General features: G+C 53.3%; 21 protein-coding genes. 6 read left to right on the top strand and 15 right to left on the bottom strand.

Features of this window, described 5'->3' with window-relative positions:
• Nucleotides 1-56: 56 nt before the first annotated feature.
• The 4 genes from EDM54_RS05440 to EDM54_RS05425 form a co-directional block, all read right to left on the bottom strand.
• A complete protein-coding gene (locus EDM54_RS05440; protein ID WP_003389019.1) occupies nucleotides 57-2,138 on the bottom strand; it encodes a methyl-accepting chemotaxis protein in 2,082 nt (693 codons plus the stop codon).
• Nucleotides 2,139-2,376: 238 nt separating this feature from the next.
• Nucleotides 2,377-3,207 (bottom strand): GNAT family N-acetyltransferase, encoded by an 831-nt coding sequence (locus EDM54_RS05435; protein ID WP_003389018.1) that lies wholly within the window; start codon nucleotides 3,205-3,207, stop codon nucleotides 2,377-2,379.
• Nucleotides 3,208-3,251: 44 nt separating this feature from the next.
• Nucleotides 3,252-3,950, bottom strand: a complete 699-nt coding sequence (locus EDM54_RS05430) for a sigma-70 family RNA polymerase sigma factor (RefSeq protein ID WP_122957907.1) — start codon at nucleotides 3,948-3,950, stop codon at nucleotides 3,252-3,254.
• Between the two features lie 251 nt (nucleotides 3,951-4,201).
• Nucleotides 4,202-4,678, bottom strand: coding sequence for an N-acetyltransferase (locus EDM54_RS05425; protein WP_003389016.1), 477 nt, complete (start codon nucleotides 4,676-4,678; stop codon nucleotides 4,202-4,204).
• Nucleotides 4,679-4,878: 200 nt separating this feature from the next.
• Here EDM54_RS05425 and EDM54_RS05420 point away from each other — a divergent pair, with 200 nt between their 5' ends.
• On the top strand, nucleotides 4,879-5,472 hold the full coding sequence (locus EDM54_RS05420) for a TetR/AcrR family transcriptional regulator (RefSeq protein WP_003389015.1): 594 nt from the start codon (nucleotides 4,879-4,881) through the stop codon (nucleotides 5,470-5,472).
• Between the two features lie 68 nt (nucleotides 5,473-5,540).
• Here the strand turns inward: EDM54_RS05420 and EDM54_RS05415 are convergent, their stop codons facing one another.
• The gene (locus EDM54_RS05415; protein WP_161785198.1) at nucleotides 5,541-5,885 is read right to left on the bottom strand and encodes an ATP-binding protein; all 345 of its coding nucleotides are present in this window, start codon (nucleotides 5,883-5,885) and stop codon (nucleotides 5,541-5,543) included.
• 159 nt (nucleotides 5,886-6,044) lie between these two features.
• On the opposite strand from EDM54_RS05415, the gene EDM54_RS05410 reads away from it, so the two are divergent.
• The gene (locus tag EDM54_RS05410; protein WP_122957906.1) at nucleotides 6,045-8,537 is read left to right on the top strand and encodes a U32 family peptidase; all 2,493 of its coding nucleotides are present in this window, start codon (nucleotides 6,045-6,047) and stop codon (nucleotides 8,535-8,537) included.
• A gap of 79 nt (nucleotides 8,538-8,616) precedes the next feature.
• Entirely contained in the window at nucleotides 8,617-8,847 is a 231-nt protein-coding gene (locus tag EDM54_RS05405; RefSeq protein ID WP_003389012.1) for a DUF1128 domain-containing protein, read from the top strand.
• A gap of 163 nt (nucleotides 8,848-9,010) precedes the next feature.
• Here the strand turns inward: EDM54_RS05405 and EDM54_RS05400 are convergent, their stop codons facing one another.
• From EDM54_RS05400 to EDM54_RS05370, 7 genes are all read right to left on the bottom strand, one after another.
• On the bottom strand, nucleotides 9,011-10,228 hold the full coding sequence (locus tag EDM54_RS05400; protein WP_003389011.1) for a dicarboxylate/amino acid:cation symporter: 1,218 nt from the start codon (nucleotides 10,226-10,228) through the stop codon (nucleotides 9,011-9,013).
• Nucleotides 10,229-10,429: 201 nt separating this feature from the next.
• Nucleotides 10,430-12,052 carry a citramalate synthase gene (gene cimA / locus EDM54_RS05395; protein ID WP_003389010.1) on the bottom strand — a complete coding sequence of 541 codons (1,623 nt, stop codon included), beginning with the start codon at nucleotides 12,050-12,052 and terminating at the stop codon, nucleotides 10,430-10,432.
• Nucleotides 12,053-12,172: 120 nt separating this feature from the next.
• Nucleotides 12,173-13,006, bottom strand: a complete 834-nt coding sequence (locus EDM54_RS05390; RefSeq protein WP_003389009.1) for an alpha/beta hydrolase — start codon at nucleotides 13,004-13,006, stop codon at nucleotides 12,173-12,175.
• Nucleotides 13,007-13,211: 205 nt separating this feature from the next.
• Complete coding sequence (locus EDM54_RS05385) at nucleotides 13,212-14,306, bottom strand: YheC/YheD family endospore coat-associated protein (protein ID WP_003389008.1); 1,095 nt, start codon at nucleotides 14,304-14,306, stop codon at nucleotides 13,212-13,214.
• A gap of 115 nt (nucleotides 14,307-14,421) precedes the next feature.
• A complete protein-coding gene (locus tag EDM54_RS05380) occupies nucleotides 14,422-14,898 on the bottom strand; it encodes a dihydrofolate reductase (protein ID WP_122957905.1) in 477 nt (158 codons plus the stop codon).
• Nucleotides 14,899-14,928: 30 nt separating this feature from the next.
• The gene (locus EDM54_RS05375) at nucleotides 14,929-15,723 is read right to left on the bottom strand and encodes a thymidylate synthase (protein ID WP_122957904.1); all 795 of its coding nucleotides are present in this window, start codon (nucleotides 15,721-15,723) and stop codon (nucleotides 14,929-14,931) included.
• Nucleotides 15,724-15,933: 210 nt separating this feature from the next.
• Nucleotides 15,934-16,140: a cold shock domain-containing protein gene (locus EDM54_RS05370; protein ID WP_122957903.1), complete on the bottom strand. Its 207-nt coding sequence runs from the start codon at nucleotides 16,138-16,140 to the stop codon at nucleotides 15,934-15,936.
• A 265-nt stretch (nucleotides 16,141-16,405) separates the two neighbouring features.
• Here EDM54_RS05370 and EDM54_RS05365 point away from each other — a divergent pair, with 265 nt between their 5' ends.
• Complete coding sequence (locus EDM54_RS05365) at nucleotides 16,406-16,888, top strand: hypothetical protein (RefSeq protein WP_003389004.1); 483 nt, start codon at nucleotides 16,406-16,408, stop codon at nucleotides 16,886-16,888.
• Between the two features lie 360 nt (nucleotides 16,889-17,248).
• Nucleotides 17,249-18,715: a sodium/proline symporter PutP gene (gene putP, locus EDM54_RS05360; protein WP_031931853.1), complete on the top strand. Its 1,467-nt coding sequence runs from the start codon at nucleotides 17,249-17,251 to the stop codon at nucleotides 18,713-18,715.
• Nucleotides 18,716-18,781: 66 nt separating this feature from the next.
• On the opposite strand, the gene pdxR is transcribed toward putP, so the two are convergent.
• Nucleotides 18,782-20,203, bottom strand: coding sequence for a MocR-like pyridoxine biosynthesis transcription factor PdxR (gene pdxR / locus EDM54_RS05355; protein WP_122957902.1), 1,422 nt, complete (start codon nucleotides 20,201-20,203; stop codon nucleotides 18,782-18,784).
• Nucleotides 20,204-20,341: 138 nt separating this feature from the next.
• On the opposite strand from pdxR, the gene EDM54_RS05350 reads away from it, so the two are divergent.
• A complete protein-coding gene (locus tag EDM54_RS05350) occupies nucleotides 20,342-20,917 on the top strand; it encodes a GNAT family N-acetyltransferase (RefSeq protein WP_122957901.1) in 576 nt (191 codons plus the stop codon).
• A gap of 491 nt (nucleotides 20,918-21,408) precedes the next feature.
• Here EDM54_RS05350 and EDM54_RS05340 read toward each other — a convergent pair whose 3' ends face one another.
• Nucleotides 21,409-23,385: a dynamin family protein gene (locus EDM54_RS05340; protein WP_122957900.1), complete on the bottom strand. Its 1,977-nt coding sequence runs from the start codon at nucleotides 23,383-23,385 to the stop codon at nucleotides 21,409-21,411.
• Nucleotides 23,386-23,394: 9 nt separating this feature from the next.
• Nucleotides 23,395-25,041 carry a dynamin family protein gene (locus tag EDM54_RS05335; RefSeq protein ID WP_122957899.1) on the bottom strand — a complete coding sequence of 549 codons (1,647 nt, stop codon included), beginning with the start codon at nucleotides 25,039-25,041 and terminating at the stop codon, nucleotides 23,395-23,397.
• Nucleotides 25,042-25,171: the final 130 nt, after the last annotated feature.

Raw genomic sequence — 25,171 nt, 5'->3', positions numbered from 1 at the left:
AACATTTTGCTAGAGATATCCTCCCCTGCATGAGAAAAGAGACCGCAGCGGGTCTCTTAATTTTTCGCATCCAACCGGAAGGCTGCCAGCGATTCTCGTAGTCTGTCGGCAAGTGCAGAGAGCTGATCGGCTGAAGCCGCGATCATTTCCATGGCTGCGCTCTGCTCTTCCACCGCTGCGGAGATGCTCTGGACACCGGCAGCCGCTTCTGTCGAGGCAGCGGATACTTCCTGTGCGACTGCAACGACTTGCTGGGCCTCTGGAGCGATCCTGGCAAAAGCCTGCCGAACCCCCTCCATTTCGGAGGAGACTCTGCGGATATTCTCTTCGATTCGCTGAAACAGCTCGCCGGACTGACGGGCTGTACGGGAACCGTCCTTGACGGTGCGCGTGCCTTCGGCCATTTTCTCCACAGCGGCAGTCGTGCTCGCCTGGACGTCGCTGATCATGGCGACAATTTGCTGGGCGGCTTCATTCGTACCTTCTGCCAGCTTGCGAACCTCATTGGCCACGACGGCGAATCCCTTGCCGTGCTCGCCTGCCCTCGCTGCTTCGATGCTGGCATTGAGCGCGAGCAGATTTGTCTGACGGGCGATCTCCGTAATCGCTGCGATGATTTTGGAAATCTCCCGTGAGCGCAGCTCGAGTCCGTGAATGACTTGTGTCGTCGCTTCCACAGCTCTGTTAATCTGATCCATGCTGCTGACGACAGCCTCGATGGCCTGCCGCCCTTCCTCTGCGTGAATTCTCATCTCCCTGGAGGAGATCGCCACCTGCTCGACGTGTCCCGTTACGCCCGAGACCGTTGCCGTCAAATCCTCTGCCAAGTGCAACGTGCGCGCCAGCTTGTCGACCTGTCGATCTGCAGATGCTGCCACATGGTCGACGACCTGCACAATTTGCCCGCTGGATGAGGAAATTTCCCCCGTATTTCCGTGGATCTCCCGTACCGACTCCGCAACCGAATGAGAGGCGTGCCGGACCTGGATCAAAATGTCGCTCAGCTGATCCCGCATGGCAAACAGCGATCGCGCCAGCTCTCCCAATTCGTCCTTTCGCTTCAAAAGAGCAGGCGGAACAGCACAGGTAAAGTCGCCCTGCCCGATCCTTCTGGCTACCAGCAGCATTCCGGCAAAAGAGCGGCGCAGCCAGGCAGCGGTGACAGACGCAATAACCACCACCAATATCAGGACGATTCCGTTGAACAGCAAAATGGCATTGCGGATACTGTTCGGTCCGGCCATAATTTCCGTCATGTCCATTTCCGCCAGGATCGCCCAGGTCAGCTTGCCCACCTTCACCTGATCGTACGATACCAGCACTTCCTCTCCGCGATAGTCTGTCGACTGCACGGTAGCAGCGGTCTGATTGGAAAACAACACCTGATCGGCAATCTCCGTGTCGACCTTCACCTGCAACAGAGTTGGCTCCCCGCCGCCAAGATCAGTCCGCATCAGTTTGTCTTGTCCGATCAAATACACCTTCCCAGTGGCGCCGAGTCCCTCTCTTCTGTTCAGTTGCCGGGATATGTAATCGAGCGGGACTTCTGCCGCCAATTGTCCGATGACGGTGCCGTGATCAAAGATCGGGACTGCCATGAAGATGGCCGGAGCGCCGCCAGACGGTTCATACCGGCTGACATCTGACAGTTCAAGGCTCAAGCCTTTGAATGCCTTTGCCACCGTCTGCCCCAATGTCGTACCACTATATGGCCCACTGAGGAGATTCGTGCCAAAATCAGCCTGCGGTTTTGTCTCAAAGACGACTTCTCCTTTGTCATTCAGCAAATACGCATTGGCGAAGCCGTATCTCGCCACTTCCATCTTCAACTCCTTGCCCCGCGCTTCCTCTACCTCCTGATAAACGGGGGCTTCCCTGCCCTGTTTCCATACGGCTTCAAAAGCAGGCAAGGCATCAATCACCGAGCCGGATGCTGCCAGTGTCTCCAGGTTCTTGGATCGCTCGCGAAAATAGTTTTCCACCTGTTCCTTGTTGCTGTTGCGAAGCGCCTCCAGTGTGGCTGCGCTCCCCTCCAACAGCTCCTGCTTCGTTTGCGAATAGGCAAATACACCCGCAGCTGTCAGCGGCACAATTCCTGCCAACAGCAAGGCAATCAACATCCGAGCCCCCAGTTTCATAGAGTTGCCCCCTTGTCTCTCTTGTTCTCCGGTAGATATTTTCAAATTTTATGACTAGTAAGAACATAGTACCAGAAAACATGTCATAGAGGCATACCATTTTTCCTAAATAAGGGATCGGCAAGCAAGGAATGCAACCGGAGAAAGCAGCAAAAAATGCCAGCCGCTCCGTAAACCCGAGGCAACTGGCATCTACTCTTTTCCTCTTTCAGACAATCGATACGTTCCCGGCAACTCTTCAAAACTCGAATTCCAGCGTCTTTAGCCTGGAGTCGTATTGGAACCCCAATTTTTCTCCCAACCGGATGGACGCCTCATTCGTTTCCATTGTCGCCCAATGCGGGGTAAGCCCGAATTGCAGGCAGTGCTCCAAATACAAGACGCATGCTGCTGTCGCCAGCCCTTGGCTTCTCTCTTCTTCCCTGTACGTTTCCACATTGATCTCGTGGTGCTTGCCGTATACACAGCAGGAGAAACACGCGCTGACGACCTCGTCGCCCTTCATGATGCAATACCCGAGACCCTGTTTCAGAAAATCGTCGACCGAGTACCAGAATTCCGCAATCGCGTTCGACAGGTACTCGTCCCGATCTCTTTCGATCACCGCAGCGTCAATTTTCCTCGCGCTATACCCGCTTGGCAATGGCTTGAAGCTGCTCTTCGCGACCAAAAAGCGATCGGGATGAAACGTGAAGTAGCATTCAAAATCCGGCTCGTAGTCTCTGTGTGAGATTGCTTCTTCAATGGCTTTTTCCCACGCTTCATCGCTCAATACCGCGATGAAATAGGTGCCTCCGCACGATTCGTAGGTGTCGATTTTCAGCTTTGTGTCGATAAACTCCCGGAGAGGGGCAATAAATTTCTGATTGTGCGGATCGCCGATGAATAAGGAGCTGATTCCCGTGACATCGACCAGCGCCGTTTTCGGCTGGCTCAGGTCGTCAACATAAATCGTCCCTCTGTTTACGCCATCGATAATTGCATGTACCGTTCTGTTGTAGATCTGCTCCGTTGCCGGGAGCAGGCTCCTGACCTTGCGATGATCCTGCCGGTCCAGTTTGAAAATCACTCGTCCAGGCTCCTTTCTTGCCGATGCTCGGCTTTTCTTTTCGTCTAAAGGGCATGCAGGCAACCCCCGTCTGTTCTTTGTTCATGAATGTCCCGGCCCTTCAAGTGCTTCAACAGAATCCTCATGGATGCTTGAACGACTCGCTTCGGTACGGGGATAGGCAGGGGAGCAGAGCGTTTGCGCCAGTGCTCCCCTCTGATAATCGGGTCATAATCAATCCTTCTTTCATCGGGGGATTCGAGAATTTCAGCCAAAATCATGCGAGCCCGGTGCAGGCGGGATTTTACCGTTCCTGCCGGGACACCTACAAGCTCAGCGATTTGTTTGACGGGCAGATCCTTGAAGTAATGAAGCTGGACGACAACGCGCAGATTGTTATCCAATCCGGCGACGGCCTCCTTCAATGCAACCGTTTCTTGCAGACCAACCACGGTTTCACCGCAAAATCCCGACTGGATGATCCGCATCCGTTTTTGCATGCGCAGCAATTGTATGCATTCGCGAATCAGAATCCGAAACAGCCACCTTTTGAAATATGCAGGCTCTTTCAAACTGCGAAGGGCACGATACGATTTGAGAATCGCTTCCTGTATCGCGTCAGCGCAATCCTCGTCGCGTTTGAGATACATTTTTGCCAGACCGTAAAGTCTCCGCTCATAGGCCACAACCAGCCTGCCGAAAGCATCTCTGTCGCCGTTTTTTGCAAGCAGGACATCCTGCAGCATGCTCGGTTCGCTGTTCACATGGGAAAGCCTCCTTTGTCCAAAATTTCATCTACATGAGTCTAGACGCGCGAGTGAGCCAACCGGTTCACGAAAAAATGACTATTTTTCATGTTTTGACAATCCCGCTCAGCTTCAAGGCAAAAAAGAGCCGCCGGTTTCAGGTTGCACCGTTCTCTAAACCGCCGGCACGGATTGGACCATGCAAGCAGCAGAGAGCGGCACACCTCACACCCAACGACTCTTCTCTCTCGAAACTCTTTTTCTTTTGTTTACACAGCCGTTTCGCAAATCATGGCAATCTCATCGCACATAGGAAGTTTGGAGCAATTGATGCAGTCCTTCCATACTTTTTGCGGCAGCGTTTCCTTGGCGACGATATGAAAACCGCACTTTTCAAAGAATTCCTTCTGGTAGGTAAGAGCCAATGCCCGATTGATGCCAAGGTCCCGGCACTGATCAACCAAGTGAAGCACCAGCTGTTTGCCTACCCCCAATCCCTTTGCCCGCTCCGCGATGGCCAGAGAACGGATCTCCGCCAGATCCTCCCACAAAATATGCAGCCCCGCCACGCCGACTACCGATTCGCCGTCGTGAGCGACAACAAACGACTGCAAATGTTCACAAACCGATAATTTTGTCCTCGGGAGCATCAGTCCTTGTTGTGCATATTGATTAATAATCTCCAGCATCTGATCTACGTCTTTCATCGTTGCCTTTCGCACCGCTATCGCTTTGGTGACAACCATTTTACTCTCCCCCACTCCATGCTCTCACAGTCATCTATGGCATAATAAATATTCATTATGATATATAAATATACATCCGGTATCGTGAGAAGTCTATCCTTTTTTCGCCCCTCTTTTTTGTTTTTTCGACGATCAGGAATTTTTTTGCAGGAATTAGTTGTGCTATAATCTTCTATAACCAAAAAGGAGGTGTCTTCCTTTTGACGACACGCAGAGAACGAAAGAAGCGGGAAACGCGCGAAAAAATCTTTAATGCCGCTATCAAACTATTTAAACAGCACGGGTTTGAAGCCACCACGATTGACATGATTTCTGAAGAAGCGGATGTTGCCCGCGGAACCATTTTTCTTCATTTCACGTCAAAGGAAGCAATCCTCGCCAACTGGGGATATGAGCGGTTGCATGAAATCGAGGAACGCCGGGAAGAGTGGGATTACGGGGATAGCTGCAAGCAAAAAGTACTTCGCATCTACAAAATCATGAATGAGGTCAATATCCAAAACTACGACTTCATCAAAGTGCTGGTAGAGTCCTCCATGAAGCACAGAAAGATTCTGGAGAACGAAAAAAACGTCTATTATGAGCTGCGCCAGTTGTTTGCCGATCTGATCGAGGAAGCGCAGGAAAAAGGCCGGCTGAAAACGCGCTTCAATCCGTTGGTGGCAGCCAACATGCTGGAGAATATTTACTACAATGCGCTTTACGATTGGGTACGCAACGAAGGTGCCTGGGCGTTGGAAGAAATCATGGAAGAGAAGGTCTCGATTGTTTTTGAAGGCCTGGACGCAGAATAACATCTGACGTCCGGACCTTCTCTCATACTGGCGGCATTGACAGCTGCCCCCGTTCCCCCATACACAGGTCAAGTTCCCCCTATCGTTTCCACAATTCTGCACCTCACCATCAGCCCCGGTCCATTTCCCTTTTCCTGTGTCGAATAAAAAGGAGCTCCCACCTGCTCAAGCTGTATCTGTGTCATGCCTTTTCCCTCGTCTTTAATGGAAACAACCACATCCCTGTCCTGCCGTTTCGCTCCTATTTCCAAAATTCCGCCATTCCGCCATGCTGCATCGCTTCCATGCCGTTTTTCAACAGATTCATACGGACCTGTCCCACCATATGCTTGTAACAGCCAGGCAGGCACCATAATGATAAGCAACTGGAACAGGATGTTTTTACAATCAGCATGATACTCTCGGCTCTTCACAATTGTCTGACTCTTCCCTGAAAAATAGTCTGTCGGTACAAACGGAAAGGGAAGTTTTTGAAAACGCACATTGGATCGAGGTTTTCCTTGCGGAGACTGGGACATTTCCCTATGATGATGAAGATAGCCTGTTTTTGACCTTGGAGGTAACATACACAAATGCGAAATGGTATCAAACGTGAAGATATTGAACTTTTGGCGCCCGCAGGAAACTGGGAGTGTCTGAAGGCTGCAGTCGCCAACGGAGCAAACGCCGTCTTTTTCGGTGTGGAGAAGTTTAACGCACGGGCAAGAGCCGAAAATTTCCAGATGGCGGAACTGCCGGAGATTATGGCTTTTTTGCACATGTATGGAGTCAAGGGCTTCTTGACCTTTAACATTCTCGTTTTTGAAGATGAAATGAACGAAGCCCGCAAGCTGGTCGAGGCCTGTATTGACGCCGGCGTGGATGCGCTGATCGTCCAGGATCTGGGGCTGGTCAAGCTGATTCGTGAAATCTCCCCTGATTTTCCCATTCACGGGTCCACCCAGATGACGATCACCTCGCCGGAGGCAGTCGAATTCACGAAGCCGTTCTCGATCGAGCGCGTCGTCCTGGGACGGGAAAACTCATTGAAGGAAATCAAAGTCATCGGCGAAAAAGCGAAGCTGTCGATGGAGGTATTTGTCCACGGCGCTCTCTGCGTATCGTACTCCGGTCAGTGCCTGACTTCGGAAATGTGGGGAGGCCGCTCCGCAAACCGCGGCGAGTGTGCGCAAGCCTGTCGTCTGCCGTACGATTTGATCGTCGACGGTGTTCAAAAAGAGATGGGCAATATCGCCTACCTGCTTTCACCAAAGGATTTGGCCGCGATCGAGCTGGTACCGGAGCTGATCGAAGCGGGCGTCACCTCGTTTAAAATCGAAGGCCGGCTGAAATCGCCTGAATACGTGGCCAATGTTGTGAGCAAATACCGCGCCGCCATCGACCGCTATTTTGCCGGACAGGACGCCTCTGTGAGCGAGCAGGACATCCGGGAGCTGCAGCAAAGCTTTTCCCGCGGCTTTACGCACGGCTTTTTGGAGGGAACCAACAACAAGACCCTGCTGGACGGCAGCTTCCCGAAAAGCCGCGGCGTCTTCCTCGGAACCGTCAAGAAGGTGCTCAAAAACGCTGTTCTCGTCGAGCTGTCTTCACCATTGAAGCGCGGCGACGGAATCGTATTTGACGCTGGTGATCCGACCCAGAAGGAAGAGGGCGGACGCGTGTACGATCTGCTCCAGCGCGGCAAAAAAGTAGAGGGCGAAGTAAACAGCGGACTCTACGAGATCGTCATGGGACGAAACGACGTCAAGCTGCAGCGCATTCATGTCGGCGACCGCGTCTGGAAAACGAGCGATCCGGAGCTGGACAAACGTTTGCGCAAAACCTTTGAAACGGAAAAGCCGTACCGGACCTTCCCGCTCAGCGTACATGTGAGCGGCAAGCTCGGGGAAAAGCTGTCTGTCACGTGGGTGGACAAAATGGCGAACAACGCCGTCACGAGCCAATCGGAGATACCGCTGGAAGCAGCCGTAAAGCGCCCGTTGACTGCAGAGCTGCTGCTCGATCAGCTCGGACGCCTCGGCGGCACGATCTACCGCCTCGAAGCGGCAGACTTGACGGTAGCACTCGACGGCGAGGTAATCGTGCCTGTCAGCGAGCTGAACCGGATGCGCCGGGAAGCTGTCGAACAGCTGCTCTTCCTGCGGACCAAGCCGCCCGTCTATCAAAAACGCACTGTTGACGCGTACGCAGATGTAAAAGAGCGCGGCCAAGTGGAAAAACCGAAGCTGACTGCTCTCTGCCGTTCGCTTGAGCAAGTGGAAGCCGCTGCTCAGACCGACGTCGATTTCCTGTACGCCGATTTTGAATTCGTCAAGCAGTACCCGGATGCGGTCAAACTGGCGCATCGCTATGGCAAAAAGATCGCAATCGCAACAATGCGCATCCACATGCCTGACGAGAACGGGGTCCTCGCCCTGATCGCCAGAAGCCAGCCTGATGCCATTCTTGTGCGAAATACGGGAGCGCTTCACTATTACATGGCCCGCAGACACGAGCTGGGTATTCCCTTGATCGGGGATTTTTCGCTCAATATCGCCAACCATAAGGCAGTCGAGCTGTTCCTGGATTGCGGGCTGGAGATGGTAACGCCTTCCTATGACCTGAACATCCAGCAGATGGTCGATCTCCTCGAAAACGCGGACGCGTCCAAGATGGAAGTGGTCATTCATCAGCATTTGCCGATGTTCCACACCGAGCACTGCGTATATTGCACGTTCCTCAGTCCCGGCACCGACCATACCAACTGCGGAACGCCTTGCGAAACCTCCCGCGTTTCGCTGCGCGACCGGGTCGGCTTCTCCCATCCGGTGCGTGTCGATACCGGCTGCCGCAATACCGTTTACAACGCCATCGACCAGTCTGGCGCCGAGTACTTGAGCGAATTTACCAAGCTGGGCGTAGGCAGCTACCGGATCGAATTTTTGGAGGAAGAGCCGGAGCGAGTGCAAGAAGTGATTCGCCTGTACCGCCAAGCGCTGCGCGGCGAAGTCAGCGGCTCCCACGTATGGCGCTCGCTGAAAGCGACCAACCAATTGGGTGTAACCCGCGGCCAGCTGATCAAATAAACCGGAAGTCCAATTGATGTATATCTCACGGAAATTGTGCGACGGACGCCCATTTCCGATACAGGGAGGAGAATAGCCCATGGCAGACCTGACTTTGCCAACGCAAGAAAACCTGGCTACGATCATCGAAGGCATCAAAGCGAAGCTGAACATGGCCAACACCGCCGTTATGCGGCCGGAGGATTTTGACCTCGAGCATTACGAAGACCTTTTGTACCTGTACAATATGGTTCAGAAGAAAGCGAGCTTCAGCATCAATGAAATGACTGCCATCGTCGAAGAGCTGGGCGGTATGCGCAAGCAGTCGTAAGCATATGTGTCCAAAGCGAAAGCGCCGTATCCGTTGGGGAGCGGCGCTTTTGTTGTGTACGGGCGACCGTTTTCGAACGGTGATTTCTGTGCTTCGTGAGAATCTTTTTTGATCCGTGTTGTCAGATTCCTTTTCTATGTCTGTCTTCTGGCATCTTCACGCTTCAGACATGGACGCTTTGCTCCAGTTCTCCCTCAGAGGAAGCAACTACGACTGCCGCAGAAGCGTCCCCGATGACGTTTACCGAGGTCCGGAACATGTCGAGAATCCGGTCCACCCCAGCGATCAGCGCCATTCCCTCCAACGGCAGCCCGACGGAGGTCAGCACCATTGTCAGCATGATCAAGCCTGCCCCCGGCACTCCTGCCGTTCCGATCGACGCCAGCGTAGCCGTCAGGACGATCGTCAGCAACTGGGCAAAAGACAGATCGATCCCGTAGAACTGGGCGACAAACAGGGCGCATACACCCTGGTACAGCGCCGTACCGTCCATGTTGATCGTCGCTCCGAGCGGCAGGACGAAGCTGCTTACCCGTTTGGAGACGCCCAGATTGCTTTCCACGTTTTGAATCGTGATGGGGAGTGTTCCCGAGCTGCTGGAGGTGGAAAAAGCGATCATCCCGGCAGGAGCAATGCCTTTGAAAAACTGCAGCGGCTTCATCCCGGCAAAAAGCTTGACGCTCAGCGAATAGACAATCGCGGCATGCAGCAAACAGCCGATCGCGACACCGAGAATGACTTTGGACAATGGCAGCAATACGGAGAGACCGTATTTCCCGACGATCGGCGCCACGAGTCCGAAAACGCCGATCGGAGCAAATCGCATGACGATGCCGGTAATCTTGTACATCACTTCGGCGAACTGCTCGAAAAACAGTTGAACGGTCCGCGCCTTCTCTCCTGCCAGCGAAATCCCGATACCGAGAAAAATCGCAAAGAAAATAATGGGCAGCATGTCGCCCTGTACAAGTGCGGCGAACGGATTGGTCGGGATGATGGCAAGCAGGGTGTCGATGATTCCCGGAGTCTCCTTGGCCTCTACCTTGGCCTCCTCCGGCTTCAGCTCCAGTCCCGCTCCGGGCGACATCAGGCTGGCGATGATCAAACCGAGGATCACAGCCAGAGCGGTCGTCACCAGGTAATAGGCAATGGTTTTGCCGCCCATCCTCCCCAGCTTTCTGACATCTCCCGTACTGGAAACACCTGTGACCAGTGAAGCCAACACGAGCGGAACGATAATGAACTTGATCAAACGCAAAAATAAATCTCCCAACGGCTTGACGGTCTCCGCGCTCGTGCCTGCGATGATCCCCACAATGATAGCGATTGCAAATGCGACCATGATCTGCGTGATCAGATTCCCACTCCACGCTTTTTTCATCCCAATCCCCCTCCCTTGATTTTGAAAGATAGGAATTCTTGCTACAAATCTATGCGAAGAGGCGGACAAATAGATCAGCATAGAGGAATTCCGGAGAGGGAGATCACTGAGGAGCCGGGGTCAGATAACCTTTCTTCAAAATAAAGAAGCCTATCGCTTTGATAGACTTCACAATAAGCTCTATATTCTTCTCGTCAGAGACTAGTGATTGACGATGCCCGCACGGACTTCTGCCTGCTCCTGCGGTTCGGAAAGCTCGCAGCCTTCCTTCCACAACAGGTAGCGAATACTGTCCACGAGCGCTTCCCAGCTCGCTTCGATCACGTTGGTCGAGACGCCGACAGTGCTCCACTTCTCCCCTTTGCGGCCTGATTCGATCAGCACGCGGACTTTTGCCGCGGTGGCGCCATTCTCGTCCAATACACGCACCTTGTAGTCGGTGAGATGCATTTCGGACAGACAAGGAAAGTGATTTTCCAACGCTTTGCGGAGCGCATTGTCAAGCGCGTTGACAGGGCCGTTTCCTTCGGCGGCGGTATGAACCAACTGTCCGTTCACATGCAGCTTTACAGTCGCTTCGGACAGAATCGACCGGTCCGCTGACTTTTCCATCAAAATTTTAAAGGAATCCAGAGTAAACAATTGCTCCAGCTTGCCTCCGGCATCGAGCAGCATCAGCGAGAGAGAAGCTTCTGCTCCTTCATACTGGTAGCCCTGGAATTCCCGTTCTTTGATCCGCTGGATGATCTCTCGCGCTTCCTGCTTATCCAGCGCCACATCGATGTCCAGCTCATCAGTCTTGGCGAGCAGGTTGCTTTGTCCCGACAGCTCGGAGACGAGTACGCGCCGCTTGTTGCCGATCAGCTCAGGGTCGATATGCTCATACGTTTTCGGGTCCTTCAGCACGGCGCTTACATGGATTCCGCCCTTGTGGGCAAACGCGCTGTTGCCGACGAACGGCTGATTGTTCGGCATTGCCATATTGGCTACCTCCGCGACGAAGCGGGATAGCTTGGTCAACTGCTGCAATTGCTCCGGCTCGACACATTGGTATCCCATCTTCAACTGCAGATTGGGAATGACGGATACCAGGTTGACATTGCCGCAGCGCTCCCCGATGCCGTTTGTCGTCCCCTGCACCTGCTCCGCTCCGGCCTGAACGGCAGCCAGCGCATTGGCGACGGCCAGCTCGCAGTCATTATGCGGGTGAATGCCGAGCCGCGTCTGCAGGCTCCCTTTTACCGTCTTTACTGTTTCATAGATTTCATGGGGCAAGCTGCCGCCGTTTGTATCGCACAGCACGATCCAATCAGCTCCCGCCCCTTCCGCCGCTTCCAGTACGCGCAGAGCGTAAACCGGATTGGCTTTATATCCGTCAAAAAAGTGCTCGGCCAAAAACAGAACAGTCAGTCCTTTTGATTTAAGAAATCCGACGGAATCGGCAACCATGCGCAAATTCTCATCCAAGGTCGTCTTGAGTGCGTCTGTGACATGCAAATCCCATGATTTTCCGAAGATCGCTGCGGCACTCACGCCGCTTTGGAGCAGCGCCCGCAGGTTTTCATCCTCGGCTGCAGGCACATTCGGACGACAGGTGCTGCCGAATGCGGTTATCGTTGCGTGCTGCAGGGGAATTTCTTTGATTCTCTCAAAAAAAGCCATATCCTTTGGATTGCTCCCCGGCCAGCCGCCTTCGATGAAATCGATACCGAACTGATCCAGACGGAGGGCGATTTTCACCTTGTCCTCCACTGACAAGCTGACGCCCTCTCCCTGGGTGCCATCCCGGAGAGTCGTATCGTACAAGCATACGTTTGGTTTCATCGTTTCTCCACCCCATGAGTTTCTTCATTTTTCAGAATTGTCACTGAATTTATCTTTATGACGCTATTCAGTATACCATAGCCCAGAGGGAAAGAAAACGCGTGATTTCGCGGCTTTTGCTTATGTACACAGGGCGTGGACAAAGGCTGCTGCATGCTCGATCGCGCTCTCCAATTGCGGACTTGGACCGGCGAAAGGATGGCGCGTGTTAAACGTGTGGTCCCCCTCCTCAATCCAGTGGACACGGACGTCCTTGGCAGCTTCCTGCAGACGCTTGGCCCCTTTTACCAGGCGTTCGTAATCCTTTGTTCCCTGAATGATGCAGAGCGGCTGCTCCATGGAGCTCACTTTGGCAAGCAGATTGTACGCTTCCCGGTTTTGGTCGACATCGTCGATGACTGCCTTTGTGATCGGCATCTGCTGGCCGGTCCGGGCATTGGCGATGTATCCGACTCCCTTTTCGGCAATTTCCTGTCGCAGTCTGGCGTCGAACAGGTCGACATCAGCCGTGCCGTTCCATGTGATGATCCCTTTGACAAGCGGATGGTTCGCCCCGAACAGGATGGCGTCAGCCCCCCCCTTGCTATGTCCCATGACAAACAGCTTCTCCCTGTCAAACGCAGCTTTAAACGGGCAAGCTTCGCTGTGCAGCCACTCGGTTAGTACCCGAAGGTCAGCGATTTCACGAGCATACGTATTTCGCCCAAATTTTTCGAGCTCAACAAACTCTGTTCCGCTTTCTCCCACACCGTTGCAGGAAAAATTGAACCGGACCACAGCCATACCCAGCTCCGCCAACCGATTTGCCGCATAAGGAAAGCTTCCCCAGTCTTTGAAGCCTTTAAAGCCGTGGCAGAAAATCAACAGCGGTTGTCCTGCGTCCTTTTCCTGCGCATGAAAATCTCCCCGAATCACCAATTCTTCGTCGACAGGAATGCGAAATGACTCCATCATTTCCTGACACCTCCATTTTGTTTTTCTATATTAATTATGCGTGGTATCGGTCCCGAAATGAAGACAGCTTGTCCATTTTTGCCCGAATGTTTTTCCTTTCCTGACGGATCTTTTGCACATACGGACGTCCTGATACACTCTGGAACGTCCGTACATGCTGCATTCTCCCATGACGATTTTTTCAACCTATTACTTTTCATTATGCCTATTGTGAAACAAGCGAATCCTTTTCCAAAAGGTGCAAGGCGTATTCCAGCGGCCGGCGTACTGCTTGCCGGTAACGACTGAGCTGCCCGAGCTTACGGAAGATGTCCCGTCCCGGCTTGGGGTTGATCTCAATGATCCAAACGCGCCCCTCTGTGTCTATCCCCAGATCAAAGCCAAACTCCATCATCTGACCAAAATGGCTTTCGAGCTTCTCGGCGGTGACCAGGGCCAGCTCCTGGCATTGGTGTATGATGATCTCGGCCAGGTCCACCCCGAAGCGGCTGGACAGGAATTGGCCAGCTGGCAAAGCCGTACCCCCGCCGTGCAGATTCGACGTGGAGGAGTGAGCCGGCCCGACACGCATTCCCATACCGGTCGTCCGCCAGACTCCCTGCCCGTCTTTTTGAATCAGCAGGCGGGCGTCTACGGTTCGGTCAGACAGCAAGCCGAGGTCAAGCCCCTGTTGCAGGAAAAAATGTTCGTCTCCCCGCTTTTCCTGCTCCACCCACTGTTTGATACGCTGAGTCAAGGAGGCTGTGTTCGGCAGAATCTCGTTCTTCTGTCCTTGCTTTTTGGTCCGTCCGCACAAAAGAAAGCGGTCTCCCTTTCGCTCAATCCGCAGAATGCTTCGGCCTGCAGTGCCGTTTGATGGTTTAAGGTACAGACGAGGATGCTTTTTGATCATGTCACTGAGATTTTTCTTGCTGAACGGCACTGTCTCCGGGAGCCATTGGTACACCTCCGGTTCCTGCTCTAGGATCTGATGGACGCGGAACTTGTTGGCGAAACGATTGTTCGCAAAGCGAAAGATGCTCCCCTCTCGAATGGGCAAGTAATGCCTATGCTTTGCTAACGGATAATAGCGATAATAGTCAATGACGATGTCCGGCCACTCGCGCCATCTCCACTTCCATCCCGCACCGTATGGCTCATAGCCCCTGATTTGGTGGAATATCCTATCTACATCCTGAGGGGAAAAGACAAAGACCTCCACTCCCATTGACGTCCCCTCTTCCACGAGACGACGCAAAAAAGCCGGATTTCCATAACCTTTATCTCCCCGGTATACCAAGATGCCGATTCGTTTGTCCACTTGTGGCAACACCTTCTTTCTCGGAAAAGTCCTCATCTCTAGCTTATGGTTGCCCAAAGGAAAAAGCGCCATATCCACATAGGGACAGACGCCTTTTTACGCGATTGTCTTTTATTTAGCTCCGGATCCGTTCATAGAGTAAGAACGTATGCGGTACAGGATTTTTCTCGTCTACGACGCCTTCCCGTCTCCATACCAGCTCAAAAGCCTCCCGGTCCCATTCGGGGAAAAACGTATCGCCCTGCGTTTCCATATCGATTTCCGTAATATACATCCGATCGACGACATCCAAAAACTGGCGGTACAGCTCGGCTCCGCCAAAAATAATCACATCGCCCAAAGCCAGCACGTCTTCCTTGGTATGGACGACTTCTGCGCCCTCCGCAAAAAAGTCTTTGCTCCTCGTCAAAACGACATTGCGCCGGTATGGCAGCGGCTTGCCGATGGAAGCAAAGGTTTTTCGCCCCATGACGATGGTTTGTCCGGTCGTAATTTCTTTTACATGCTTCAGATCATTGGGCAGATGCCAAGGCATGGCCCCGTCTTTGCCAATTACGCGATTGCGCGTATGGGCGACGATCAGGCTGATCATACCGATCCCTCCCTTCCCAAATTGTCTCTCTTACACTGCGATTGGTGCTTTGATGCCGGGATGAGATTGATAGCCAACCAATTCAAAATCCTCGTACTTATAATCAAAGATAGAGTCCGGTTTCCGCTTGATTTGCAACGTCGGCTGAGGATAAGGCTCTCTCGTCAACTGAAGCTTGACCTGCTCCAAATGGTTCGAATAAATATGAACGTCCCCGCCTGTCCAGATCAGCTCCCCTACTTCCAGATCGCGTTGCTGCGCTACCATGTGGGTCAGGAGGGCATACGAAGCGAGGTTAAACGGCAATCCGAGGAAGGTGTCCACCGACCGCATGTTAAACAAGCACGACAGGCGGCCATTCGCCACATAGAACTGAAACGCGTAATGGCAAGGCGGCAGCGCCATATCTTCCACCTCGGCTGGGTTCCAGGCACTGACGAGGTGACGCCGAGAATCGGGATTGGTCCGAATCTGCTCGATGACGTTTGCAATCTGGTCGACGACTTGTCCGTTTGGACCAAGCCAGGTACGCCACTGAGCACCGTACACTCGCCCCAGGTTGCCTTCTTCGTCCGCCCATTCATCCCAGATCGTAACGCCGTTGTCATGTAAATAGCGAATGTTCGTCTCCCCGCTTAAGAACCAGAGAAGCTCGTGAATAATGGATTTCATATGCACCTTTTTTGTGGTTAAAAGCGGAAATCCTTGCCGAAGATCCATTCTCAGTTGTCTTCCGAAGACGGAGATCGTCCCTGTGCCTGTACGGTCTTCTTTCTTTACACCATTGTCCAATATATCTTGAAGCAGTTCCAAATAAGCCTTCATAAGCCACCTCGTTTTCAAAATCTGGTCATGACAAATGCCGCTTCTCACGCGCCAAGAAAACCATCATCATTATAGCAGAGGACTGGTGAATTCAAAAGAGCGCGGAACGTCCGCAGGGGACCACAGCAAATCGAAAGTCTGGACGCGGATCATAAAAATAGCCGTTTGCTCCTGATGGAACAACCGGCTTTCATTTGCGTGTTGTTTTGGTTATCCGTTGGTGGCGCGGGTTACATTGGCCGCCTGCAAACCGCGCTGGCCATTGACGATTTCAAACGTAACCAGCTCGCCTTCCTCCAGATTGCGGTAGCCTGAGCCGCTGATCGCGGAGTAATGGACAAACACATCCGGTCCCCCGTCTCGTTCAATAAAACCGTAGCCTTTTTCCTTACTGAACCATTTGACTTTCCCCTGCATCGTTGTTTCCTCCCTGTCTTCGGAACAGCTTTGTTTCATACCATAGCATATGCGGGAGCGGAGAAAGTGGAGACAACGAAACAGCGCTTTTTCGTGTGCCAGAAGGGGCATAAGTCCAGCGCGGCTTTCCCTTTGGACCAAGGTGAATCTCCGGCCAGAGTCGGACTCATTTCCCCGTCCGTCTATGTTACAATGCTGAAAGGAGTGTCAGGCGCAAAAGAGCTTCACAAGATAAATATTCGACAGAAAAGGAGAGAGTCCTCACATGCGCAAAATGGTGATCGTCCTGCTCAGCAGCTTGCTGCTGACCGCTTGCTCCGAGGTATCGGAAGGGGTACAGACTGCCCAGCAAGCGATAGAAACCGGAAAGCAGGCTGTAGAGACCGGAAAACAAGCGATTGAAGCTGGCAAGCAGGTCGTCGAAGCGGGGAAACAATTGGCAGAATCCGAGATCGCACAGCAATTGAAGAGCTACCTGCAGCAGAAATACGAATCGTCTGAGCCTTTGCGCAAAGCGATGTTCAGCGGTGACGGGACATTGCTGGCAGAAGAGCTGCAAAAAACGGAGCTGGCCAGCTTCAGCTTTTACAAATCGGACCTGTTCGGCGTTGAATATACCGGCCAGTTGACCGGCGACGGAAAATTCAAGGTCCTGAAGAAAAACCTGAACAATCCAGGCGAGGAACCGCAGGTGGTGAAGGAATTTAACGTCTCGCTGGATACGAACGGACAAATCCAGGTGCAGTAAAAAAAGCTAAGGAGCCTGTGCGAGCCTGCTTTCGAGCATCGATTTCTCTTGGCTGATGACCCGAACCGAACCGTTGCGGGGCGAATATAAAACCAGTATGGACTTGAAACCTGCGTACCCGATGCAGGTTTCTTTTGTCTCTTTCTCATGGAAACCGACCCGGCGGAAAAAATTACAAGAAGCGTTGTCACAAGATGATCGGTACAGACTTTCTAGGCTTTTCTCGATAAAAAAAATTTAAGCGCTTACGTTATCGAATCTTCTGATTTTAGCAGTAGATTTTTATACATGACCGTGGTAAAGTATAAATCGTTCACAATTTGTTTACAATTATTAAAAATGATCAAGGAGTGCTAAAAAATGGACCTGCAGCTTCTTTCTTCTATTGTTGTCTACATGGTTGGCATGCTGCTCATCGGCTACTTTGCTTACAAACGCACTTCCAATTTGACCGACTATATGTTGGGCGGACGAACGCTCGGTCCGGCTGTCACGGCGCTTAGTGCCGGCGCTTCCGACATGAGCGGCTGGCTGATGATGGGCTTGCCGGGGGCCATGTTTGCCCAAGGAATAAGCGCTTCATGGATAGCCATCGGGCTGACGCTGGGTGCTTATGCCAACTGGTTGTATGTTGCCCCTCGCCTTCGAACCTATACAGAAGTGGCGAACAACTCGATTACCATTCCCGCTTTTTTGGAAAACCGCTTTGGGGACGCCTCCCGCATTTTGCGTCTGGTATCCGGGCTGGTCATCATGATCTTTTTTACCTTCTACGTCTCTTCCGGACTCGTCTCCGGCGGCGTACTGTTTGAAAACACATTCCATCTGAATTACCACACGGGCCTTTGGATCGTCGCTGTTGTCGTAATCGCTTACACATTGTTCGGCGGGTTCCTCGCTGTTAGCTGGACTGACTTCGTGCAAGGATTGATCATGTTTATCGCACTTATTTTGGTACCGCTTGTCACTATTTTCCACGTAGGCGGCATCGGTCCTACGTTTACGGAAATCCATGCAATCAATCCCGCACTGCTCGATATTTTCAAGGGCACCAGCTTGCTCGGAATCATTTCACTCTTCGCCTGGGGACTTGGCTACTTCGGACAGCCTCATATCATCGTCCGCTTTATGGCGATTTCCTCGGTAAAAGAAATCAAAAAGGCCCGCTTCATCGGCATGGGCTGGATGATCTTTTCCATCGTGGGCGCGATGTTTACAGGACTGGTCGGCATCGCCTTTTACTCCAAGAAGGGCCTTGCACTGACTGATCCGGAAACTGTGTTCATCGAACTGGGGAAAATTTTGTTCCATCCTCTGATCACCGGCTTCCTATTGGCAGCGATCCTGGCGGCGATCATGAGTACGATCTCGTCCCAGCTGCTGGTAACCTCCAGCTCCTTGACCGAGGATATTTACAAGACGTTCTTCCGCCGCGAAGCATCAGATCAGGAGCTCGTCTTTGTCGGTCGCCTGTCTGTTCTGATTGTATCCTTGGTCGCTTTGATTCTCGCCTACAGCAAGAACGATACGATCCTCGATCTGGTCGGATATGCCTGGGCCGGATTTGGCGCATCCTTTGGTCCCCTGATCCTGCTCAGCCTGTATTGGAAGCGGATGAACAAATGGGGGGCGCTGGCCGGTATGGTGGCGGGTGCAGCGACCGTTATTCTCTGGACGCAATCCGATATGCTGAAAGATCTCCTCTATGAAATGATCCCGGGATTTGCCGTCAGTCTGCTCGCCATCGTCGTAGTGAGCCTGTTGACGCAGAGACCGGCGAAAGAAATCGAAGAGCAGTTTGACAGCTATCAAAAAGTAACGGAATAGGTATTCCCTGAAAGCCCCTTGGCAGCCTCTCGCACCAAGGGGCTTTTTTGCCTGCCAAATGCTCTTTTACGAAAACCAGGCTAACGCAAGCCGCCTGATCCCCTCTTCGATGTCCGCCTCCTTCATCCCCCCGAATCCGACGATGATCCGCGGGCGAGGCGGAGCCTGGGATGAAAGCCAATTGCGGGAAGTGGGATAGACCCGCACCTCTCGTTCTGCAGCTGCCCCAATCAATTCTGCTTCCGTAAGCGTCGTATCTACCTCCAGGAGAATATGCAGCCCTGCCGAATGGCCAAGCACCGCGACAGACGGCGGCATATGCGTGTGAATCGCCTGCAGCAAAAGCTGATGCTTCCTCTGGTACAAGGTCCGCATTTTTCTGACGTGCTTCTCCCAGTACCCTTTTTCCATAAACAGCTGCATCGCCCGCTGCTGCAGACGAGGAACCGGGGAGGGATACGCCTGAAACTCCTCCAGATAACGGCGCAGCAGCATAGGGGGAAGCACCATATAATCCATCCGCAGCGCAGGAGAAAACGCTTTGGAAAAATTGCCGATGTAAACAACCGTGCCTGCTTGGTCCATCCCCTGCAGCGAAGGGGTCGGTTTTGCATTGTAGCGAAATTCGCCATCGTAGTCGTTTTCGATGATCAGGCCGCCGGTTTGTTTCGCCCACTGCAGGAGACGGAGCCGTTTGGCGGCAGGCATAACCATTCCATGCGGGTACTGGTGGGCCGGCGTCACGTATACGATGCGGGCTCCGCTTTTTTCCAGCGCCTCGATCGACAGGCCGTCCTCCTCCAGGGGGATGGGCGCGAGCGTAAAGCCGTGATGCTGAAAAACCACTCTGGCGTCGGCATATCCGGGGTCTTCTACGGCCGCGACAGGGTGAGTGTCTCTTGTCATCAGGCTGAGGAAGCTGAGGGCCTGCTGCAGCCCCGTTCCGATGATGATTTGCTCCGGCTCGCATATGAGCGTGCGAGCCCTCCTCAAATAGCGGGCAAGCTCCAACCGCAGCTCCCACTCCCCCTGATCGTCTCCGTAAAACGCGAAGTCTTCCGGGTACCGCTGCAAAGCCTCCTGGATACAGGAGCGCCACAGTGCGTATGGGAAATGCTCCGTGTCCACGACCGACCCGTGAAAGTTGTACCGGTACGAAAGATGCTCCCCTTTATTCTTTTTTAACTCCTTCGGCATGGGCATGATCGGCGCCGTCCCAGTTGCCTCCGCTTCCACCCATTTTTCGATGTCGGCGGCAAAATATCCGCTTCGCTCCCTGCTGATCAGGTAGCCTTCCGCCACCAGCTGCTGGTATGCAGCTTCTACGGTGATTTTCCCCACGCCGGCCAGCACCGCCATTTGCCGGATCGAAGGGAGCCTGAAGCCAGCCGGAATATGTCCGGAAACGATCTCTCCCTTGATGTAGGCATAAAGCTGCTGGTACAGGGGCTGGTCTCCACTTACATGTAAAACAGGAGCCATGTTCATCGTGCATTTCCCCCTTTTCGTTCTTCCTACTGAATCATCTATTGTCCCTATCATATTCTTTCAAACTGTCACTATCGACAAGCACAGATTTTTTGTACAGTTAGTCTATCAAATCATCTCATCAGGAGGAAGAATCGGATGAACATAACGCTTCAGGGAAAAAAAGTAACCTTGCGCGATATACGCAAAGAGGATTTGGACACGGCGTACTATTGGACCTACGAGGCCGAAGATCGCGAGCATCTCCGCTGGAACGGCCCATACAAAGATCCCGATCCGATGACATTGGAGGAATACCGCAACCTGCCGAAACATCAGGAAGCGCTCTCTGTCGTCGGCACGACACTGCCCCGCCACGAGCTGATCATCGAAATCGACGGCGAGCTCAAGGGCAGTGTCGGGCGTTACTGGGTGTCGGAGGTGACCAACTGGTTTGAAATCGGCATCGTCATTTACGATTCCCGCTACTGGTCGAACGGCTACGGCAGCGAGGCCTTCCAGATGTGGATCGATTATTTGTTTACGCATATGGATACGGTCCGGTTGGGGATTGGCACCTGGTCCGGCAATGAGCGGATGATGAGGCTGGCTGAGCGCTGCGGGATGATTGAGGAAGCCCGTGTGCGGAAAGCGCGGATTGTTCGCGGCGAGTATTACGATGCGATCAAGATGGGGATTTTGCGGGAAGAGTGGGAGGCGCGGAAAAGCCAGTAGATCGTGCTTTGTGTGAAGGAGATGAAACAGGAGAAAACGCTCAGGGTTCGGTGGGACACCTTCTCGGAGGTTTGACTGTCCGGCTCGTATGCAAAAGCGGAACCTGCGTCCAAAAGCAGCCGATTCAGGCAGCATCTCAGAGGTTGGACGCAAATGCGGGTTCTGCTTTTGCATGCGAGCCTGGGTAGTGTCCCAAAGACCCTTCGCTTTTTTCTCCTGTTTCATCTCTACAGCGGTTGGTCTATTCCTGGCTTTTTTGCGGGTAGATCAGGGATGAGAAGAAAAGAAGGATCTTTTCAATATCCTCACCCGTTTTTCAAAAGAATGAAAATGCGTGCGAGCGCAATTCGACAGTTTTGCGGTCCGCTTTGGAGAGCTTGGGGCTAAGGCTTTCTTTTTTTTTGGGACAGCGCAAAAAAGTCAAGGGACGGCTTTTTCCGCGCCATCGCCCTGACTTCTTCTCTCCTGTTTCAAAGTCTCTATCAAAAACTTTATTCTTCCGCTGTTATGAGAGCAGCCACACGCTCCAGCTTGGCCTTCAGCTCATCTATGTCCAGATTCATGTCCAAAGCGGCAAAGATGCCGGTGAAGTACGCTTCCACCTGGCCGGCCACGCGGCTTCGTTCTTCGGCCACCATTTGCGTCAAGAGCGACGCGAATTGCTCGCCTACTTGGGCGCTTCCTGTATTCAGGTAGGCAGATACCGGTTCCTGCAGGCGTTTTTCCAAATCCTCGCGCAGCTTGGCCTTGCCATCCTGTTCAAAAAAGTCTTTCGCGCTGCGGAACAGCGACAAGGATGGCTGGAGGCTTGCCAGAGAGACCGGAAGCTCATCGGCAAACGACAAGGTTTCCACCTTTCGCGGCTGATAAGGCGCCAGCGTCAAGCCGGATGCGTACTGCTGAACGTCCCGCTGCCACTGCTGCACGAGAGCCACTCCCTGCTTGCCCAGAAACTTCTCCAGACGCAAGGTCGTCGCTCTCAGCTCCTGAGCCAGATCGTAGCTGATCGACCGGAGCAGATCGCCCAGGCAGCCTTGGAGCGCCTGCTTCATATTGCGGCCGTCCTCTTTCAGTACGGCCGGGTTAAAGGCGGTATTAAACAGTTCATTAAAGCGGAAAAACAGGCGCTGCTTTACATAGTACACCAGCTCTTCACGCTCTTTCAGCAAATCGCGTTCCGCCGAGGCAATCGACAGGCCTTCCACAGCAGCCAGGGCCGCTTCGCGAGCCTTCGTGGCTGCCTGCCTTCTGGCGTCGCGCTCCGATTCATCAGCCTCTGCCATGCGGATGAATTCTTCGAGGGTGGTGTGTGCCCGGCGTATTTCGCCCATCGCTGCATTGACAGCGATTTGCGTCAGCTCTTCCAGCGTAAAGCGAAGAAAATCCTGTTCAAACACGGCCATGCCCGACAGGCGAAGGGCTTCCTCTGCAGGAGCGAGCGGCTCCTCCTCCGGCGTGCCTGTGCGCTGACGGTAGACCTTTTCCGCAGAGCCTGCGAGCTTCCCGGCTTCGTGCATACGGGCCAGCAAGGCGGTCTGGCTGGAAACCGGATAAATGCGCGGATGGCGAATGCCGCAGCTCAACAGGTTTTTCTCCACATGGGCAACAACCCCGGCAAGCTCTTCCTCGGAAGCCGCGAGATCGGCGGCATTGACGAGAAAGAACATCTTATCCATGTCAAATGTGTCCTTGACACGCCCCATCTGGAGCAGGAATTCGCGGTCCGCCTGCGAGAAGGCGTGGTTGTAATACGTAACGAACAGAACCGCGTCGGCATTTTTCATATATTCAAAGGCGACACCGGTATGGCGGGCGTTGATCGAATCGGCCCCCGGCGTATCCACCAGCACGATCCCTTGATCGGTGAGCGGACAAGAATAAAACAGTTCAATATATTCGGCAAAGCAAGCCTTTTCTTCTTTTGCCACAAACCCTTTGAAGGCTTTCATGTCGACGAGCAGCTCGCCGCCCAGGTGAGCGGACATCTCGCCGAGGCCCTTGGTGACCGCTTTCAAGAACGTGTAATGCGGCTTGGCCGTCGGCGGGATGCTGGAAACATCGATTTTGTTCAGCTCTGCCAACGCTTCCTCCAGATCGGAGGCAGCCAGGCCAAAAATCGCAAGCGAGCGAATGACGTCCTGCTCTACGGCTTCCCGGCTTTTCAGCACGACGCGAACCGTGCCGTGCGGATGCGTTTCTGTCGGCGGCATGATTTTATTGATCGCCGCCGTCGTCGGATTCGGCGAAACCGGCAGGACCAGCTCTCCCATCAAGGCGTTGGCAAACGACGATTTCCCTGCGCTGAATGCTCCGAACAGGGCGACGGTAAAACGATTGGCCTGCAAGCGCTCGGCTCGCTCCAGCATGGTCTCGGCTTGCGCCTGCATCCCCGGTATTGACTGAATCTCCCTGCTTGCCTGCTGCAGACGTTGTGCCGCAGCGATCAGTTTGTCTTTTAGCTGGTTCATGATTGAAAGTTACGCTCCTTCACGCAAAATCGCTTGCAATCGTTGCCGTGCAGCCTGCTCCATCGCAGAAAGCTGCCCCAGGCGGGTGTGGATCTGCATCAGCTCACGAAGCACCGCGAGCTGCTTTTGCAGCGCCATGCTTTCCTGTTCGGTCTGCTTCCTGATGAGCGCTGCTACCTGGTCGATCAAGCCCAATCCGGCACGGCGGTATTCTGTCTTGATACCGTTCGAAATGTCCGAACAGTAATTCATGACATACTCGCGGGTACTCGCCCCATCCTTTACGTGGGAGGCGAGAAATTCGGCTGTTACCTCGATCGTCGTGGCGTAGACTGCGGCATGATAAGCCTCGTCACGCAGATCGAATTGCTCCGGAAATTTGCTGAGCAGCTCCTTGAAGTGAAAATCGAGATTGGCCGCTACCTTTTCGCGGAAGTCTGCAAGCAGTACGTCCAATCTTCTCGCCCGCTCTTCCTCTGTCTTTTTCCCGGAAAAGAACAACCCCATCTTGAAGCCCGGCTTGCGGCTTTCCAAATACTGTTCCGCTGCCTCGTTCGTGCTGTAATAGGTGAGGCGGGCATTGTCCAGCAGCGCCGCCAGCTCTTTTTCCATCTGTTTGCGCGCCTTGTCCACCCGGCTCGCCAGTTCGCTTGCTGCTTCCTCGGCTGTTTGCAAGGCGTTCTTTACCCGACCGGCATCCCGGCTGTCCAAAGCGGGCAGCTGCAGCTCATCCAGCCTGTTTTCCAACTCCTGGCGCTCGGCAGCGTTCTGTCTGCGCAGCACTTGAACGTGTTCCTCGATCAAATGCTCGGCAGCGTCCGCCACCGTTTTGCTGACCAGCTTTTCGCGGTCCGCGATCAGCTGCTCCAGCAACGCCCGGAATGCTTCGTACTGGTTTTCCTCGTGATCAGGCTCCGCCAGCGACGTGTAAAAGATCCCGTCCGGTTCAATATTCCACGTGGCGAAAGCCTCTTCCACGCTCTCCTTGTAGCTGTCAAAATCGAGTTCAAAATCGATATGCTTGTCAATCATATTTATAACAAGATAAACTGGCTTTCCGCGGTCTTTCAACGTTTTGGTAAAATTGAAGTTCTCTTCCGCCTGCACGTGGTTGTAATCCATCATGTAAATGACGACATCCGCCAAGTGCAAAGCCGACTCTGTCGCTATTTTGTGAGCCGCGTCCGTAGAGTCGATTCCGGGCGTATCAAGCAAGCTGGCCTTCTCATTGAGCATAGTCCCCGGATAGGAGACCTCCACCCACTCAACCGTATCGCCGTCGACGGCAAATTGCTTGAGTTTTTCCATTTCGGTGTCAGGGTCAAAGGTCAGCACGCCGTTATTATGCGTGTATACACGCGCCGCCTTTTCGCCGCCGCGGATTTTGACAACATTGGCACTGGTCGGAATCGGGTTGGAAGGCAAGAGACTGGCTCCCAACAGTGTATTGATCATTGTAGACTTACCGGCCGAAAAGTGGCCGCAAAATGCGATATTCAACTCCGCTCCGCGTGTTTTCTCCGCGAGCTGAAGCAGCTTCCCCGGTGTCGCATCGTCCTTTGTCTCTTCAATAGACGACGCCATCCGTTCCAGTCGATCAGCAAGCTGGGCGAAATCCGCTGCCCGCTCCATGACGTGACTTTGCACCTGTACCATCCTCTCCATTCTCCTACTCTACCATGCCGAATGTATCATACCTCCCCCGGTTGATCAATTCTTTTGCGCGAAAGTTTCCATTGGAACTGTTTGAGAACAGAGGAAAACGCATCTGTCTTCAGGACAGCCC

The organism is Brevibacillus borstelensis, from assembly GCF_003710865.1.
Lineage (GTDB): Bacteria > Bacillota > Bacilli > Brevibacillales > Brevibacillaceae > Brevibacillus > Brevibacillus borstelensis.
The sequence above is the reverse complement of the archived record's forward strand: the minus strand, read 5'-3'. Positions and strand labels throughout refer to the sequence as shown.